The sequence below is a fragment of the Streptomyces sp. NPDC101151 genome, from assembly GCF_044768335.1.
GTDB lineage: Bacteria > Actinomycetota > Actinomycetes > Streptomycetales > Streptomycetaceae > Streptomyces.
The window spans coordinates 226,105-242,369 of the sequence record NZ_JBIWPP010000005.1; the positions used below are offsets into that span (position 1 = coordinate 226,105).

Sequence of the window (16,265 nt, forward strand, 5' to 3'; positions counted from 1 at the left end):
CTGGTGTACGGCCCGATGGACCACGACGGGGCGTGGCCGGCCCACTTGGTGTGGGGGGCCGTGCTGCGCGGCGGCCGCGGCGGGGTGTTTTTCCACGTGAAACACGACCCGACGCCCTATCGAGGGGGCGATGTTTCACGTGAAACATCGCCCCGCTTGTTGTCTCGGCGTGCTTCGAAGCGAGCCATGGCCGCAGCGACCCCGCCATAGATCAGGGCGACAAGTACCACCAGCACCACCGAACGGCCGTCCGGTGGGAGCATCAGGGCGGCCACTCCGGCAGCGCCGACGAAGGCGACGTTGAACAGGACGTCGTACACGGAGAAGATCCGGCCCCGGAATCTGTCCTCGACCGACGCCTGGACGATCGTGTCCGTGGCGATCTTGGCGCCCTGGGTGATCAGCCCGAGGACGAAGGCCGCGACGAGCATGGGGCCGGTGGCGAACGGCAGACCCAGTGCGGGTTCCAGAACCGAGGCGGCGCCGGAGCAGACGGCGATCCAGCGGCCGGGGCCGAGCCGCCCCACTGCCCACGGTGTCACCACGGCGGCCGCGAAGAAGCCCGCGCCGGAGGCGGCCAGTGCGAGTCCGAGCAGTCGGAGCCCGGCGTTGGGGGTCGTGGAGAGGGCGTACCGGCACAGCATGAGCAACAGGACCAGGAGCGCGCCGTAGCAGAAGCGCATCAGCGTCATCGCCGCCAGCGCCCACGCAGCTTCCCGGCGCCGGGGCTCGGCAAGATGCCGGACGGATGCGAGCAGGGCGCGAGCGGTGTCTGCGAGCACGGTCTGCAGGCGAGGTGGTGCCGGCTCCCGGTCGGGCCCGAGGAGTGTGGGAGCCATGCTCAGTGAGGTCAGAGCGGCGCACAGATACAGGAAGGCGCCGAGCAGTACCACCGCGGCATCGGAGCCCGATGCCACGAGCCGTACGGCGAACGCGAGGCCGCCGCCTGCGGTGGCGCTGAGTGTGCCTGCCGTCGGGGACAGGGAGTTGGCGAGCACCAGACGCTCGGTGTCGACCACGCGAGGCAGGGCGGCGGACAGCCCGGCGAGCACGAAGCGGTTGACGGCCGTGACACACAGAGCGGAGACGTAGAACAGCCAGTCCGGCACATGGCTGACCATCAGTACGGCGGTGGCCACCGCCAGCAGCGCGCGCAGCAGGTTGCCGTACACGAAGACCTGGCGGCGCCGCCAGCGGTCGAGCAGGACGCCTGCGAACGGGCCGACCAGAGAGTAAGGGAGCAGCAGGACGGCCATCGCCGAGGCGATGGCCGTGGCCGAGGTCTGTTTCTCCGGGGAGAAGACGACATACGCGGCGAGCGCGACCTGGTAGACGCCATCGGCGCCCTGAGAGAGGAGACGTACGTACAGCAGGCGTCGGAAGTCCCGCAGGCGCAGCAGGACGCGCAGGTCACGGACGACGGGCATGGGGCCCAGCCTCACACATGCGGAGGGTCCCCGGGTCGGGAAACCCGGGGACCCTCACAGCCCTGGCAGGAGCGTTCTCTTCGGCGTGATCAGCGCACCGTGTCATGCCGAGCCGGCGCGCTGCGCAGAGTCGAGCTAGCGCTCGACGTCGCCGCTGATGAACTTCTCGACGTTCTCGCGGGCCTCGTCGTCGAAGTACTGGACCGGCGGGGACTTCATGAAGTAGCTCGAAGCGGAGAGGATCGGGCCGCCGATGCCGCGGTCCTTGGCGATCTTCGCGGCGCGCAGGGCGTCGATGATGATGCCGGCCGAGTTCGGGGAGTCCCAGACCTCGAGCTTGTACTCCAGGTTCAGCGGGACGTCACCGAAGGCACGGCCCTCGAGGCGGACGTAGGCCCACTTGCGGTCGTCCAGCCAGGCGACGTAGTCGGACGGGCCGATGTGGACGTTCTTCTCGCCGAGGTCCCGGTCGGGGATCTGGGAGGTGACGGCCTGCGTCTTGGAGATCTTCTTGGACTCGAGGCGGTCACGCTCGAGCATGTTCTTGAAGTCCATGTTGCCGCCGACGTTCAGCTGCATCGTGCGCTCCAGGCGCACGCCACGGTCCTCGAACAGCTTCGCCATGACGCGGTGCGTGATGGTGGCGCCGACCTGGGACTTGATGTCGTCACCGACGATCGGGACGCCCGCCTCGGTGAACTTGTCCGCCCACTCCTTGGTGCCGGCGATGAAGACCGGAAGGGCGTTGACGAAGGCGACCTTGGCGTCGATGGCGCACTGGGCGTAGAACTTCGCCGCGTCCTCGGAGCCGACGGGCAGGTAGCAGACGAGGACGTCGACCTGCTTGTCCTTGAGGACCTGGACGACGTCGACAGGCTCCTCGGCGGACTCCTCGATGGTGAGGCGGTAGTACTTGCCGAGACCGTCGAGGGTGTGGCCGCGCTGGACCGTGACGCCGGTGTTCGGCACATCGGCGATCTTGATGGTGTTGTTCTCCGAGGCACCGATCGCGTCCGCGAGGTCGAGGCCGACCTTCTTGGCGTCCACGTCGAAGGCGGCGACGAACTCGACGTCACCGACGTGGTAGTCACCGAACTGCACGTGCATCAGGCCGGGGACCTTCGACGCCGGGTCGGCGTCCTTGTAGTACTCGACTCCCTGCACCAGCGACGCAGCGCAGTTGCCCACGCCGACGATGGCTACGCGAACCGAACCCATTCCGGTTGCTCCCTGTGTGTACGAGTGAGGCCCTGAGTGGGTCTCACGTGGCGGTGTCGCCGGGCGTATCCGTCCGGGGTGTTTCCCCGGGACGGGGCAGGCCGCCCGTCGCTCCAGATGTGGTGTCCTGCTGAGCGGACCCCCCGGATACGGAACCCCTCAGGTCCCGCCCGGCCCGCTCGCTCTCGATGAGCTCGTTCAGCCAGCGCACTTCGCGCTCCACGGACTCCATCCCATGGCGCTGGAGCTCAAGCGTGTAGTCGTCGAGGCGCTCCCGGGTGCGCGCCAGAGAGGCGCGCATCTTCTCCAGGCGCTCCTCCAGGCGGCTGCGCCGGCCCTCCAGCACGCGCATGCGCACATCGCGCGAGGTCTGCCCGAAAAAGGCGAACCGCGCGGCGAAGTGCTCGTCCTCGTACGCGTCGGGACCGGTCTGCGAAAGAAGCTCCTCGAAGTGCTCCTTACCTTCTGCCGTCAATCGGTACACGATCTTCGCGCGGCGTCCGGCGAGGGGAGCGGCAAGGGCGTCCTCGTGGGTGCTGCCCGGTTCCTCGATCAACCAGCCGTTGGTGACCAGCGTCTTGAGGCAGGGGTACAGGGTCCCGTAGCTGAACGCCCGGAACACACCCAGAGACGTGTTGAGTCGTTTGCGCAGCTCATAGCCGTGCATCGGGGACTCGCGCAGCAGCCCGAGTACGGCGAACTCAAGGATGCCGGAACGTCGGCTCATGATCGCCTCCTCTCGGTCCGTGCGCCTTTATGTCGTGCTGATGTATCGACTCGATACATCCAGACGATAGAACGGCCTTCCGCATGGGACAAGAGGGAGGACGGTGAACGGGATCACATCACCGATTCGCAGGAGGCAAGTTGCCTGTTTTGGGGTGAACTTCGGGGCTCGGATGGTTTTGGTGGTGCGTAGTCTGTGCGGCATGCAGACCACCGGGAACCAAGTGACGCCTGGGGGGCGTCATCGTCCCCGGTGCAGTACGGGTGAATGCGGGACCGACCACATCCGTACTTCGGGGGGACCGGAAACCAGCCGCCGTTACAGGCGCGCACGGGTGCGCCTGCCCGAGGAGTAATCGTTCGATGAGCGAGCACCGTCGCAAACCGCCGCAGCCGCAGGGAGGCGGACGTGCCGCGGCCCGACGCGGCCAGTCCGGCTCGTCCTCCGGCCGCCGTGCGGCACCGCGAGGCGCCACCGGGTCTTCTGCCGACTCCTATGGTTCCAGTTCCCATGGGTCGGACTCCTACGGCTCGGGGGGTGAAGAGCGCCCCTACAGCGGCCGTGCCGAGGCCCGCCGGGCGGCGCAGAAAGGCGGCGGCCGACGCAAGGCCGCCGACAACACAGGTCCGGGTGGCCGGCGTGGCGGTCCGGGCGGACCGACTGGTCCCGGTCGCGGCAGAGGCCGTGCGGCGACAGCACCCGGCAAGAAGCGGTTCATCGACTACCCGCGGGCGGGCAAGTACGGGTGGCATCGCTGGGTGCCGTCCTGGAAGCTCGTCTCGGGTCTGTTCGTCGGCTTCTTCGGCTGTCTTGTCGCCCTGGTCGGCATCGGCTTCGCGATGGTTCAGATCCCCAGCGAGAACATCGCCGCCAAGTCGCAGAACAACGTCTACTACTGGGCAGACAAGAGTCAGATGGTGGCCACGGGCACTGGCGTGAACCGCCAGAACGTCACCATCGACAAGATCCCCGAGGCCATGCAGTGGGCCGTGATCTCGGCCGAGAACAAGAGCTTCTACCAGGACTCGGGCGTCGACCCCAGGGGTATCGCACGAGCGCTGGCCAACATGGCCCGAGGCGGTCAGACGCAGGGTGGTTCGACCATCACCCAGCAGTTCGTCAAGAACACCTACCTCAGCCAGGACCAGACCGTCACCCGTAAGTTCAAGGAGATGTTCATCTCCATCAAGGTGGGGACGAAGCTCCAGAAGCCGCGGATCCTGCAGGGCTACCTCAACACCTCGTACTACGGCCGGGGTGCCTACGGCATCCAGGCCGCAGCTCAGACCTACTACGGCAAGGACGCGGTCGACCTCGAGCCGAGCGAGTGTGCCTTCCTCGCGGCGCTGCTGAAGGGCCCGACGTACTACGACCCGGCCGGCAACCAGGACCTCGACAAGGCGGCGAGCCAGGCGGCCAACACCAAGCGCTCCCAGGAGCGCTGGTCCTGGATCCTCGGTGAGATGCACAAGGACAAGCACCTCACCGATGCCCAGTACCAGGAAGCCATCAAGAAGTACCCCGAGCCTCAGGGGCGCAAGGCGACGAAGGGCATGACCGGCCAGATCAGCTACCTGGCGGACACGGCGAAGAAGTACGTCCTTGCGCACTCCAACATCTCGGAGACGGACTTCGACAGGGGCGGCTACCAGATCTACACGACGTTCAAGAAGGACAAGGTCAACGCCCTCAGCGCAGCCGTGAAAAAGATCCAGAAGGAGCGGCTCAACCCCAAGCGCAGCCTGGACAAGTACGTCCAGTTCGGTGCGGCGTCGGTGGTTCCCAATGACGGTGCGATCGTCGCTCTCTATGGCGGTGACGGCTACGAGAACGGCCACTTCACCAACAACGCCGACACCTCCGGTGTCCCCGTCGGTTCGACGTGGAAGCCGTTCGTGCTGGCCGCGGCCATGGAGTACGGCACGTACAAATCTCCGGGCACACCGGTGTCGCCGCTGAGCAAGTACAACGGCAACGACCATCTCAAGGTCGCGAGGCCGGACGGGTCATACTATCTCAACAAGGACAACTCGACCTTTTTCCAGAAGAACGAGAGTCCGCACAAGTGGGGTTACATCACGCTGCGCAAGGCGATGGAGCAGTCCATCAACACGCCTTTCGTTCAGCTCGGCGTGGATGTCGGAATGACGCACGTGCGGGACGTCGCCAAGTCGGCCGGCATCCTCGACCAGAGCATGTCGCAGGACCTCAACCCGTCGTTCGCCATCGGTACCTCCACTCCCAGCGCGATCCGCATGGCCGATGCCTACGCGACCTTCGCGGCGTCCGGAAAGCAGGCGGACCCGTACTCGGTGACCGCCGTCAAGAAGGACGGCGAGGACCAGTTCGGCTTCGACAAGCCCAAGGTCAAGCAGGCCATGGGCTCGGACATCGCCGACAACGTCACGGACGTCCTGCAGAACGTCATCCAGAACGGTACGGGTACGAACGCCAAGGCCCTGGGCCGTACGGCGGCGGGCAAGACCGGTACCACCGACAAGAACAAGTCGGCCTGGTTCGTCGGCTACACCCAGCAGCTGTCGACCTCGGTGGCGATGTTCCGCGAAAACCCGAAGGACCACGAGCTGCTCTCCATGAACGGCACGGCGGGCAAGGACTCCATCCACGGTGGTGACATCCCGACGTCGGTGTGGACCGAGTACATGAGAGCCGCACTGAAGAACGCGAATGACCCCGGCTTCCCGGACGCCGGGAAGATCGGTGAGATCCAGGACGAGGCAGGTGCGCCTTCCCCGACCCCGTCGGTCACCATCACGCCGAGCCAGACCCCCAGCAACTCGCCGAGCCCGACGCCGAGCGACACGGCCACGTCCCCGTCTCCGTCGGCGAGCGAGTCCTGTCAGTTCGGCTGGGGCAACAACTGCAACAACAACGGCGGCACGGGGAACGGCGGCACGGACGGAGGCACGACGCCCACGCCGACAGTCACCGATACCTCCGGCACCGGCACCACCAGAGGCAATGGCAACGGCAACGGAGGAATCTTCGCAGGTCAGAACGGGTAGCCCGATGGCCTGACCGGTTGGCGGTCAAATCGCCCGCCAAGGGTGTTTCACGTGAAACACGGGCCGCCGCACCCACGAGGTGCGGCGGCCCTCGCCGTATTCCTAGGCAGGTACGGCAGGATGTGCCCCATGCCCAGTGCAGAGATGACGCCCGCGAGCGTGCACGAGCCCGAGCCTGTGCGGCCTGCCGGTGCGGAGCCGGTGCAGCCGACCCGGGAGGACGAGGTCGCCGCGGCCGGGAGTGAGCTGATCGGCGGCCCCATCGGGCGACGTGCCCTGCTCGGGGCGTCCTGGTGGACCCCCGTGAGGGTCATCACGATCGTCGCGATCGGCATGTTCGCGCTCGGCCTCGTACAGAAGGCGCCCTGCTACCACAGCGCCTGGTTCTTCGGCGCGAGCTCGCAGTACACACACGCCTGCTACTCGGACATTCCGCACCTCTACCAGGGGCGCGGCTTCGCCGACGGGCTGGTGCCGTACTTCGACAAGCTGCCGGGCGACATGGACTACCTCGAATACCCGGTGCTGACCGGTGTGTTCATGGAAGTGGCCGCCTGGCTCACCCCCGGCAGCGGCACCATCCAGCACCAGGAGCAGTGGTACTGGTTCGTCAACGCCGGGATGCTGATGGCGTGCACGGCCGTCATCGCCGTCTGTGTGACCCGCACCCACCACCGGCGTCCCTGGGACGGTCTGCTGGTCGCGCTGGCGCCCGCCTTCGCCCTCACCGCAACCATCAACTGGGACCTGCTCGCGGTGGCCCTGACGGCCGCGGCAATGCTGATGTGGTCACGTGGCCGCCCCGTGGCCTTCGGAGTCCTCCTGGGGCTCGCCACGGCCGCCAAGCTCTATCCGATCTTCCTGCTCGGCCCGCTGTTCGTGCTGTGCTGGCGGGCCGGCAAGTGGCGGGAGTTCTTCCAGGCCGTCGGCGGAGCCGTCGTCTCCTGGCTCGTCGTGAACCTGCCGGTGATGCTCTTCGCCTTCCAGGGCTGGTCGAAGTTCTACACATTCAGTCACGACCGGGGCGTCGACTTCGGCTCCTTCTGGCTGATCTGGGCGCAGAACTCCAGCAACCCGCCCACCACCGACTTCGTGAACACCTCGGCCAGTGTGCTGGTGGCACTGTGCTGCGTCGGTATCGCGGCGCTGACGCTCACCGCACCGCGCCGGCCGCGCTTCGCCCAGCTCGCCTTCCTGATGGTGGCCGCCTTCATCCTCACCAACAAGGTCTACTCCCCGCAGTACGTCCTGTGGCTGGTGCCGCTGGCGGTCCTCGCCCGGCCGAAGTGGCGGGACTTCCTCATCTGGCAGGCGTGCGAGGTGGCGTACTTCCTGGGCATCTGGTTGTACCTCGCCTACACGACCAGCGGAGACGCCCACAAGGGCCTGCCGACGCAGGGCTACCACTGGGCGATCGCACTGCATCTGCTGGGCACGCTGTACCTGTGCGCCGTCGTCGTACGGGACATCCTCATGCCCGAGCGGGACGTGGTGCGCCGGTCCGGGGACGACGATCCCTCGGGCGGGGTGCTCGACGGGGCGAAGGACGTCTTCGTGCTCGGCGCGGCGGCCCATCCTCCGCGGCACGCCGCCCACTTCGACGCGCCTCCGGTGGACTGGGGAAGGCCGGAACCGCAGCGGCACGACGACCGTTCGCTCTGAGCGAACAGGGTCTTCGGCGGCCGTGGAGAAGGCCGTACACGAGCGATTCGTGTACGGCCTTTTCGCTTCGGCAGCCCGCCCGGGCCGGCCCTAGCGGTCGACCAGCCGGTCGAACTGCGTGGTGGTGTGCCGCAGGTGGGCCACCAGCTCGTCACCGACCTTCGGCTCGGGGGCGTCCGACGGGACGAACAGGATCGACACCTGCATGTGCGGCGGCTCGGCGAACCAGCGCTGCTTGCCGCCCCAGACGAACGGAGAAAGGTTCCGGTTGACCGTGGCGAGGCCGGCCCGTGCGACGCCCTTGGCGCGCGGCATGACGCCGTGCAGGGCCTTCGGGGCCTCCAGGCCCACTCCGTGCGACGTACCGCCCGCCACGACCACCAGGAAGCCGTCAGAGGCCGCCTTCTGCTGCCGGTAGCCGAAGCGGTCGCCCTTGGCCACGCGCGTGACGTCCAGGACGGCACCGTGGTACTCGGTGGCCTCGTGGTCCCCCAGCCACAGCCGCGTGCCGATGCGGGCGCGGAACCGGGTCTGCGGGAACTGCTGCTGGAGTCGCGCGAGTTCCTCGGCCTTCAGGTGGCTGACGAACATGGTGTGCAGCGGCAGCCGGGCCGCGCGCAGCCGGTCCATCCAGCCGATGACCTCCTCGACGGCGTCCGAGCCGTCGGTGCGGTCCAGCGGCAGGTGGATGGCGAAGCCCTCCAGCCGGACGTTCTCTATGGCGGCGTGCAGCTGCGGCAGCTCCTGCTCGCTGATGCCGTGCCGCCTCATCGAGGACATCACCTCGATGACGACACGGGCACCCACCAGGCCGTACACGCCGTCGACCGACGACACCGACCGGATCACCCGGTCCGGCAGCGGGACGGGTTCCTCACCGCGCCGGTACGGCGTGAGCACCAGCAGGTCCCCGCTGAAGAAGTCCTTGATGCGTGCGGCCTCGTACGTGGTGCCGACGGCGAGGACGTCCGCGCCAAGTCGCGTGGCCTCCTCCGCGAGCCGTTCGTGTCCGAAGCCGTAGCCGTTGCCCTTGCAGACCGGGACGAGACCTGGGAACTGCTCGTGCACGTGCTTGTGGTGCGCCCGCCAGCGCGCGGTGTCGACGTAAAGCGTGAGCGCCATGGCCGGACCCGGAACCTTTCTCGTGGCTGCGGTGTATCAGAGGTGTGAAAGCTGTGAAGCCTATGGAATCAAACGCCCGCGGCTCAGCGGCGCGACATGTAGATGTCGAGCGCCTTGTGCAGCAGCTTGTTCAGCGGGAAGTCCCACTCGCCCAGGTACTCCGCGGCCTGCCCACCAGTGCCCACCTTGAACTGGATCAGGCCGAACAGGTGGTCCGTCTCGTCCAGCGAGTCGGAGATGCCGCGCAGGTCGTAGACGGTGGCGCCGAGCGCGTAGGCGTCGCGCAGCATCCGCCACTGCATCGCGTTCGAGGGCCGGACCTCACGGCCGATGTTGTCGGAGGCGCCGTAGGAGTACCAGACGTGCCCGCCGACGATCAGCATGGTCGCGGCGGACAGGTTCACGCCGTTGTGGCGGGCGAAGTACAGCCGCATGCGGTTGGGGTCCTCGGAGTTGAGGGCCGTCCACATGCGCTGGAAGTACGACAGCGGGCGGGGCCGGAAGTGGTCGCGCACGGCCGTGATCTCGTACAGCCGCTGCCACTCGGCGAGGTCCTGGTAGCCGCCCTGGACGACCTCGACGCCGGCCTTCTCGGCCTTCTTGATGTTGCGTCGCCACAGCTGGTTGAAGTTCTTGTGGACCTCTTCCAGGGAGCGGTTGGCCAGCGGCACCTGGAAGACATAGCGGGGCTGCACATCGCCGAAGCCGGCGCCGCCGTCCTCGCCCTGCTGCCAGCCCATACGGCGCAGCTTGTCGGCCACCTCGAAGGCGCGCGGCTCGATGAAGTCGGCCTCCATGTCGCGCAGGCGCTTCACGTCCGGGCTCTGGATGCCCCGCTTGATGGTCTCCGCGTTCCAGCGGCGGATGATGACCGGCGGGCCCATCTTCACGGAGAAGGCGCCCTGCTGCTTGAGGTGTGCCAGCATCGGCTGGATCCAGTCGTCCAGGTTCGGTGCGAACCAGTTGATGACCGGGCCCTCGGGAAGGTAGGCGAGGTAGCGCTTGATCTTGGGCAGCTGGCGGTAGAGGACCATGCCCGCACCGACCATTTCGCCGGTGCGCTCGTCGAACCAGCCGAGGCTCTCCGAGCGCCACTCAGCCTTCACATCGGCCCATGCCGGGACCTGCATGTGGCTCGCCGCCGGCAGGCTCTGGATGTAGGCCAGATGCTGCTCGCGGCTGATGGTCCTCAGGGTCAGGCTCATGTCGGGGCGCTCCTCGGGCTGGTGTGTCCCCATGGGTACAGGGGCTCCGGCTCTCGCGCCGAAGCCTACTGCGCCTTGCGAGCGCCCCGACTGGGCGTACGGCACCTTCGCCCCGGCTGTCGGGCCGCTGGGGCGTTTTTACGGCGTCGGAGACGGTGCCGGACCGATGGCCGGGAGGGTCAGCCGATGAGCCCGCCGAACAGCCCGCCGTGTGCCATGCCGATCAGGAAGCCGACCCCCGAGGCACCGAGACCCAGGATCAGACCGGTCCGCTCGCGCGTGGTCTCCGAGATCCACTGCCCGTACATCCCGACGATGATCCCCAGCAGGCCGGTCCAGGACGTGAGCAGATGAAGGCCATGGAAGAAGGAGGTGGCGAAGGACAGCACGCCCAGGACCAGTGTCGCCACCGTCAGGGCGTCCTGGAGTGGATGGGCCTTGCCGTCAGTGGCGAAGAAGGATCCGGCGGTGTTGGGTCGCAATGCCTGGGTCATGAGGGACCTCCTGCGGATCGCGGCGCACTGTAGCGCCTTACACACCCGATGTGTACAGACTGACGGTCCCCACCGCCGGATTTCAACCGGAAGCGGGTGTGCGGGTAGTCTGTACGGTCTGCACCGGTGTCTGCCCAGGCCGCTGTGGGGATCCCCGCGGAAACCCCCGATTGTCAGTGGTGGCCGATACCGTTGCGTACGCATCACAACCCTCCTGCCACGGAACGACCGTGGCCGCTGAGTCCAAAGGAGGTGGGTTCCACATGCGTCACTACGAGGTGATGGTCATCCTCGACCCCGATCTGGAGGAGCGCGCTGTCGCCCCCCTGATCGAGAACTTCCTCTCCGTCGTCCGTGAGGGCAACGGAAAGGTCGAGAAGGTCGACACCTGGGGCCGTCGTCGTCTCTCGTACGAGATCAAGAAGAAGCCCGAGGGCATCTACTCGGTCATCGACCTGCAGGCCGAGCCTGCGGTCGTGAAGGAGCTCGACCGCCAGATGAACCTGAACGAGTCGGTCCTCCGGACCAAGGTCCTCCGCCCCGAGACCCACTGAGCTTTCCCGCTCAGCCGATCTCGGGATTCGAGTAGCAGCACCAGCAGCCAGCAGCAAACCCGCCGAGAGGTTCCCCCATGGCAGGCGAGACCGTCATCACGGTCGTCGGCAACCTTGTCGATGACCCCGAGCTGCGCTTCACCCCGTCCGGTGCGGCGGTCGCGAAGTTCCGCGTCGCGTCCACTCCCCGCACCTTCGACCGCCAGACGAACGAGTGGAAGGACGGCGAAAGCCTGTTCCTGACCTGCTCGGTCTGGCGTCAGGCGGCGGAGAACGTCGCCGAGTCGCTCCAGCGAGGCATGCGCGTCATCGTGCAGGGCCGGCTGAAGCAGCGGTCCTACGAGGACCGTGAGGGCGTCAAGCGCACGGTCTACGAGCTGGACGTCGAGGAAGTCGGCGCCAGCCTGCGCAACGCCACGGCCAAGGTCACCAAGACCGCCGGTGGCGCTCGCGGTGGCCAGGGTGGTTACGGCGGCGGTGGCGGCCAGGGTGGCGGCGGCTGGGGCGGTGGCTCCGGTGGCGGCCAGCAGGGTGGCGGCGCTCCGGCCGACGACCCGTGGGCCACCAGCGCTCCCGCCGGTGGCGGCCAGCAGAGCGGCGGCCAGCAGAGCGGCGGCTGGGGCGGAAGCTCCGGCGGCGGTGGCGGCTACTCGGACGAGCCCCCCTTCTAGGTCTTCGGACCGAGGGTGGGTCGTACCCAAACTTCTTGATCACACAGGAGAAACACCATGGCGAAGCCGCCTGTGCGCAAGCCTAAGAAGAAGGTCTGCGCTTTCTGCAAGGACAAGGTCACGTACGTGGACTACAAGGACACGAACATGCTGCGGAAGTTCATTTCCGACCGCGGCAAGATCCGTGCCCGCCGCGTGACCGGCAACTGCACGCAGCACCAGCGTGACGTCGCCACGGCCGTCAAGAACAGCCGTGAGATGGCGCTGCTGCCCTACACGTCCACCGCGCGCTAAGGGAAGGGTGACTGACACATGAAGATCATCCTCACCCACGAGGTGTCCGGCCTCGGTGCCGCCGGCGACGTCGTCGACGTCAAGGACGGTTACGCTCGCAACTACCTCATCCCGCGGAAGTTCGCTATCCGCTGGACCAAGGGTGGCGAGAAGGACGTGGCGCAGATCCGCCGCGCCCGTAAGATCCACGAGATCCAGACCATCGAGCAGGCCAACGCTGTGAAGGCCCAGCTCGAGGGCGTGAAGGTCCGCCTGGCCGTCCGCTCCGGCGACGCCGGTCGTCTCTTCGGTTCCGTCACCCCGGCCGACATCGCTTCCGCGATCAAGGCTTCCGGTGGCCCCGAGGTCGACAAGCGTCGTATCGAGCTGTCCGCGCCGATCAAGACCCTGGGCGCCCACGAGACGTCCGTGCGTCTGCACCCCGAGGTTGCCGCCAAGGTCAACATCGAGGTCATCGCGGGCTGATCGCCGCGTGATCGCTGTGCTCGCTTGAGCCGGTGAAAGGGGTCGCATCCTGGATGGGGTGCGACCCCTTTCTCATGCCCGGGGGTGGTGGCGACACGCTCATGTTTCACGTGAAACGGTCAGCGCGTCGCACCGGTCACGATCCAACGGCCCGACCGGGCGCGCAACCAGAGGGTCAGCATCCTGACCGTCATCATGAGCGTCATGGCCGCCCAGAGTGCGGTGAGGCCGGCACCCATCGTCGGGACGAGCAGCGCCACCGGGGAGAACACCACCAGGGTCACCACCATGGCCCTGGCCAGATAGGGCCCGTCCCCGGCTCCCATCAGGACACCGTCCAGGACGAAGACAATCCCGCAGACGGGCTGCGAGAGGGCCACCATCAGCAGTGCGGGCAGCGCCGTGTCCGTGACGTCGGAGTCGCTGGTGAACAGCGGGAGGAAGAGCGGCCGGGCGGCCACCACGAGCAGTCCGAGCACGGCACCGGCGGCGATGCCCCACTGGACCATGCGGCGGCAGGCCGCCCGGGCGCCTTCGGTGTCGTTCGCGCCGAGGTGGCGGCCGATGATGGCCTGGCCGGCGATCGCGACCGCGTCCAGAGCGAAGGCCAGCAGGCTCCACAGGGACAGGATGATCTGGTGGGCGGCGATGTCGGCGTCACCGAGGCGTGCCGCGACAGCGGTGGCGATCATAAGGATCGCCCGCAGCGACAGCGTGCGGACGAGCAGAGGAACTCCGGCCTGGGCCGAAGTCCGGATGCCTGCGGCGTCCGGGCGCAGGGAGGCCCCGTGCCTTCGTGCACCTCGTACGACCACGGTGAGATAGACGGCCGCCATGCCGCACTGTGCGATGACGGTGCCCCACGCTGATCCGGCGATGCCGAGGCCGAGGCCGTAGACGAGTCCCGCGTTGAGTCCGGCGTTGGCTATGAACCCGGCGACGGCGACGTAGAGCGGGGTCCTGGTGTCCTGCAGGCCACGCAGCACTCCGGTGGCGGCGAGGAGGATCAGCATGGCCGGTATGCCGAGCGCGGAGATACGCAGGTACGTCGTGGCGTAGGGGGCCGCGGTGGCGGATGCGCCGAAGAGGTCCACGATGCCTGGGGCCAGAGGGAGGACGAGGGCGATGACCGCCACGCCGAGGAGCAGTGCAAGCCAGATGCCGTCCATGCCCTGGCGGATGGCTGACTGGAGATCGCCGGCACCGACGCGTCGGGCCACGGCGGCCGTGGTGGCATAGGCGAGGAAGACGAAGACGCTCACAGCGGTGGTGAGGAGGGCCGAGGCCACGCCCAGACCGGCGAGCTGGGCGGTCCCGAGGTGGCCGACGATCGCGCTGTCCGCCATGACGAACAGAGGCTCGGCGACGAGTGCACCGAAGGCCGGAACAGCCAGCGCGATGATCTCTCGGTCGTGCCGGCGGCGGGTGGCCTGGGGTATCGCTGGAGCCTGTGTCATGAGCACTAATCTAATCGTCCACAGGTAAGAGATGCAATTGCCAAGTGACCCTTACTTCCAGTCTTGAACCGTGCACATGCGCGTACCGTTCGAGGCGATCTTGGTCCGACTGGGGAAGTTTTTCTTCTGCACAGCCGGTGGACGGTAAGAGTGCAGGTCAGAGCATTGTGTCGGGTGAGATCGAGGGCTTGTTCACAGGGCTGTCCACCGGGTCGTGCACAGGTTTCGGCGGGTTCTCCACAGCATCGGGGCCGTCGTCCACATGGCCTGTGGATAACCAGATTGGCTGACGGTGCCGACAGGCCTACCGTTGTCCGGCGCCCGCTCCTTTCCTCGACCCGGGAAACGTCACAAATCCGACGTGCCAGAACCGGAGTTGGGCCTCTCATTTGTCAGTGTCGTGCCGTACAACAGAGGGCACGGCGAGGTCCGCCGTGCGGACGGGAGGAGGTGGCTCGGTGAGCATTTCCGAGCCCTTGGACGATCCGTGGGCCGACAGCGGACCCAGCGATCGTCTGCCCGCCTCCCGCCGGCGAAGCGACGGTGGCCGGGGTCGTGACGAACAACACGACCGGGGCCGGGACAGCGGTGACTGGGACGGCGGGGGCTCTTCCTTCGAACGGGTGCCACCGCAGGATCTGGACGCCGAGCAGTCCGTGCTGGGTGGCATGCTGCTGTCCAAGGACGCCATCGCCGATGTGGTCGAGATCCTCAAGGGCCACGACTTCTACAAGCCCGCTCACGAGACGATCTACCAGGCGATCCTGGACATCTACGCGAAGGGCGAGCCGGCCGACCCCATCACCATCGCCGCCGAACTCACCAAGCGCGGCGAGATCAACAAGGTCGGCGGCGCGTCGTATCTGCACACCCTCGTCCAGACGGTGCCGACGGCGGCGAACGCCGAGTACTACGCGGAGATCGTCCACGAGCGAGCGGTCCTGCGTCGCCTGGTCGAGGCCGGCACCCGGATCACGCAGATGGGATACGCGGCCGACGACGACGTCGACGAGATCGTCAACCGCGCCCAGGCCGAGATCTACGCCGTCACCGAGCAGCGCACCAGCGAGGACTATCTGCCGCTCGGCGACATCATGGAGGGCGCCCTCGATGAGATCGAGGCGATCGGCTCGCGCAGCGGTGAGATGACCGGTGTGCCCACCGGATTCACGGACTTCGACTCACTGACGAACGGCCTGCACCCGGGCCAGATGATCGTCATCGCAGCCCGTCCCGCCATGGGTAAGTCGACCCTCGCGCTGGACTTCGCGCGTGCTGCCTCGATCAAGAACAACCTCCCCAGCGTCATCTTCTCGCTTGAGATGGGCCGCAACGAGATCGCGATGCGTCTGCTGTCCGCCGAGGCCCGCGTCGCCCTGCACCACATGCGCTCCGGCACCATGACCGACGAGGACTGGACCCGGCTCGCCCGTCGCATGCCGGACGTCTCTGCCGCTCCGCTGTACATCGACGACTCCCCGAACCTGTCGATGATGGAGATCCGCGCCAAGTGCCGGCGGCTGAAGCAGCGCAACGACCTGAAGCTGGTCGTCATCGACTACCTCCAGCTGATGCAGTCCGGCGGCTCCAAGCGCGCCGAGAGCCGTCAGCAGGAGGTCTCGGACATGTCCCGTAACCTCAAGCTGCTCGCCAAGGAGCTGGAGCTCCCGGTCATCGCCCTGTCCCAGCTCAACCGTGGCCCCGAGCAACGCACCGACAAGAAGCCGATGGTCTCCGACCTGCGTGAGTCCGGCTCCATCGAGCAGGACGCCGACATGGTCATCCTGCTGCACCGCGAGGATGCCTACGAGAAGGAGTCCCCGCGCGCGGGCGAGGCCGACCTGATCGTCGCCAAGCACCGAAACGGCCCCACGGCGACGATCACAGTCGCCTTCCAGGGCCACTACTCCCGCTTCGTGGACATGGCACAGACCTGACCCGCC

14 protein-coding genes are annotated in these 16,265 nt (G+C 67.3%); 7 read left to right on the top strand and 7 right to left on the bottom strand.

The annotated features are described in order from the left end of the window. Positions 1-116 precede the first annotated feature (116 nt). The 3 genes from ACIRU3_RS11885 to ACIRU3_RS11895 all read right to left on the bottom strand — a co-directional run bounded on the left by ACIRU3_RS11885 (position 117) and on the right by ACIRU3_RS11895 (position 3,372). Entirely contained in the window at positions 117-1,427 is a 1,311-nt protein-coding gene (locus tag ACIRU3_RS11885) for an MFS transporter (protein ID WP_404054983.1), read from the bottom strand. Positions 1,428-1,562: 135 nt separating this feature from the next. After that, positions 1,563-2,645, bottom strand: coding sequence for an inositol-3-phosphate synthase (locus ACIRU3_RS11890; RefSeq protein WP_404054986.1), 1,083 nt, complete (start codon positions 2,643-2,645; stop codon positions 1,563-1,565). 43 nt (positions 2,646-2,688) lie between these two features. After that, positions 2,689-3,372, bottom strand: a complete 684-nt coding sequence (locus tag ACIRU3_RS11895) for a helix-turn-helix transcriptional regulator (protein WP_404054989.1) — start codon at positions 3,370-3,372, stop codon at positions 2,689-2,691. 758 nt (positions 3,373-4,130) lie between these two features. Here ACIRU3_RS11895 and ACIRU3_RS11900 point away from each other — a divergent pair. Together ACIRU3_RS11900 and ACIRU3_RS11905 are read left to right on the top strand one after the other, a co-directional pair. Continuing rightward, complete coding sequence (locus tag ACIRU3_RS11900) at positions 4,131-6,398, top strand: transglycosylase domain-containing protein (protein ID WP_404054992.1); 2,268 nt, start codon at positions 4,131-4,133, stop codon at positions 6,396-6,398. Between the two features lie 129 nt (positions 6,399-6,527). Then, positions 6,528-8,060, top strand: a complete 1,533-nt coding sequence (locus ACIRU3_RS11905; protein ID WP_404054995.1) for a glycosyltransferase family 87 protein — start codon at positions 6,528-6,530, stop codon at positions 8,058-8,060. Positions 8,061-8,150: 90 nt separating this feature from the next. Here ACIRU3_RS11905 and ACIRU3_RS11910 read toward each other — a convergent pair whose 3' ends face one another. From ACIRU3_RS11910 to ACIRU3_RS11920, 3 genes are all read right to left on the bottom strand, one after another. Then, positions 8,151-9,182 (bottom strand): alanine racemase, encoded by a 1,032-nt coding sequence (locus ACIRU3_RS11910; protein ID WP_404054998.1) that lies wholly within the window; start codon positions 9,180-9,182, stop codon positions 8,151-8,153. Between the two features lie 83 nt (positions 9,183-9,265). Beyond that, a complete protein-coding gene (femX, locus tag ACIRU3_RS11915) occupies positions 9,266-10,387 on the bottom strand; it encodes a peptidoglycan bridge formation glycyltransferase FemX (RefSeq protein ID WP_404055000.1) in 1,122 nt (373 codons plus the stop codon). 179 nt (positions 10,388-10,566) lie between these two features. Then, positions 10,567-10,881, bottom strand: coding sequence for a hypothetical protein (locus ACIRU3_RS11920; RefSeq protein WP_404055003.1), 315 nt, complete (start codon positions 10,879-10,881; stop codon positions 10,567-10,569). A gap of 263 nt (positions 10,882-11,144) precedes the next feature. On the opposite strand from ACIRU3_RS11920, the gene rpsF reads away from it, so the two are divergent. The 4 genes from rpsF to rplI all read left to right on the top strand — a co-directional run bounded on the left by rpsF (position 11,145) and on the right by rplI (position 12,865). After that, positions 11,145-11,435: a 30S ribosomal protein S6 gene (gene rpsF / locus ACIRU3_RS11925; RefSeq protein ID WP_005482942.1), complete on the top strand. Its 291-nt coding sequence runs from the start codon at positions 11,145-11,147 to the stop codon at positions 11,433-11,435. A 77-nt stretch (positions 11,436-11,512) separates the two neighbouring features. Then, complete coding sequence (locus tag ACIRU3_RS11930; RefSeq protein ID WP_404055006.1) at positions 11,513-12,106, top strand: single-stranded DNA-binding protein; 594 nt, start codon at positions 11,513-11,515, stop codon at positions 12,104-12,106. A 57-nt stretch (positions 12,107-12,163) separates the two neighbouring features. Continuing rightward, positions 12,164-12,400 carry a 30S ribosomal protein S18 gene (gene rpsR, locus ACIRU3_RS11935; protein WP_003949403.1) on the top strand — a complete coding sequence of 79 codons (237 nt, stop codon included), beginning with the start codon at positions 12,164-12,166 and terminating at the stop codon, positions 12,398-12,400. 18 nt (positions 12,401-12,418) lie between these two features. After that, positions 12,419-12,865, top strand: a complete 447-nt coding sequence (gene rplI / locus ACIRU3_RS11940; protein WP_404055009.1) for a 50S ribosomal protein L9 — start codon at positions 12,419-12,421, stop codon at positions 12,863-12,865. A 119-nt stretch (positions 12,866-12,984) separates the two neighbouring features. On the opposite strand, the gene ACIRU3_RS11945 is transcribed toward rplI, so the two are convergent. Then, positions 12,985-14,322: an MATE family efflux transporter gene (locus ACIRU3_RS11945; protein WP_404055012.1), complete on the bottom strand. Its 1,338-nt coding sequence runs from the start codon at positions 14,320-14,322 to the stop codon at positions 12,985-12,987. A 458-nt stretch (positions 14,323-14,780) separates the two neighbouring features. On the opposite strand from ACIRU3_RS11945, the gene dnaB reads away from it, so the two are divergent. Further along, positions 14,781-16,259 (top strand): replicative DNA helicase, encoded by a 1,479-nt coding sequence (gene dnaB / locus ACIRU3_RS11950; RefSeq protein WP_404055015.1) that lies wholly within the window; start codon positions 14,781-14,783, stop codon positions 16,257-16,259. Positions 16,260-16,265 lie beyond the last annotated feature (6 nt).

Excerpts from the sequence above, each read along its gene's own strand:
- ACIRU3_RS11895 (WP_404054989.1), bottom strand. The coding sequence starts at position 3,372 with ATGAGCCGACGTTCCGGCATCCTTGAGTTCGCCGTACTCGGGCTGCTG.
- ACIRU3_RS11930 (WP_404055006.1), top strand. The coding sequence starts at position 11,513 with ATGGCAGGCGAGACCGTCATCACGGTCGTCGGCAACCTTGTCGATGAC.
- rpsR (WP_003949403.1), top strand. The coding sequence starts at position 12,164 with ATGGCGAAGCCGCCTGTGCGCAAGCCTAAGAAGAAGGTCTGCGCTTTC.
- ACIRU3_RS11945 (WP_404055012.1), bottom strand. The coding sequence starts at position 14,322 with ATGACACAGGCTCCAGCGATACCCCAGGCCACCCGCCGCCGGCACGAC.
- ACIRU3_RS11920 (WP_404055003.1), bottom strand. The coding sequence starts at position 10,881 with ATGACCCAGGCATTGCGACCCAACACCGCCGGATCCTTCTTCGCCACT.
- femX (WP_404055000.1), bottom strand. The coding sequence starts at position 10,387 with ATGAGCCTGACCCTGAGGACCATCAGCCGCGAGCAGCATCTGGCCTAC.
- ACIRU3_RS11910 (WP_404054998.1), bottom strand. The coding sequence starts at position 9,182 with ATGGCGCTCACGCTTTACGTCGACACCGCGCGCTGGCGGGCGCACCAC.
- rpsF (WP_005482942.1), top strand. The coding sequence starts at position 11,145 with ATGCGTCACTACGAGGTGATGGTCATCCTCGACCCCGATCTGGAGGAG.
- ACIRU3_RS11905 (WP_404054995.1), top strand. The coding sequence starts at position 6,528 with ATGCCCAGTGCAGAGATGACGCCCGCGAGCGTGCACGAGCCCGAGCCT.
- ACIRU3_RS11890 (WP_404054986.1), bottom strand. The coding sequence starts at position 2,645 with ATGGGTTCGGTTCGCGTAGCCATCGTCGGCGTGGGCAACTGCGCTGCG.
- rplI (WP_404055009.1), top strand. The coding sequence starts at position 12,419 with ATGAAGATCATCCTCACCCACGAGGTGTCCGGCCTCGGTGCCGCCGGC.
- ACIRU3_RS11885 (WP_404054983.1), bottom strand. The coding sequence starts at position 1,427 with ATGCCCGTCGTCCGTGACCTGCGCGTCCTGCTGCGCCTGCGGGACTTC.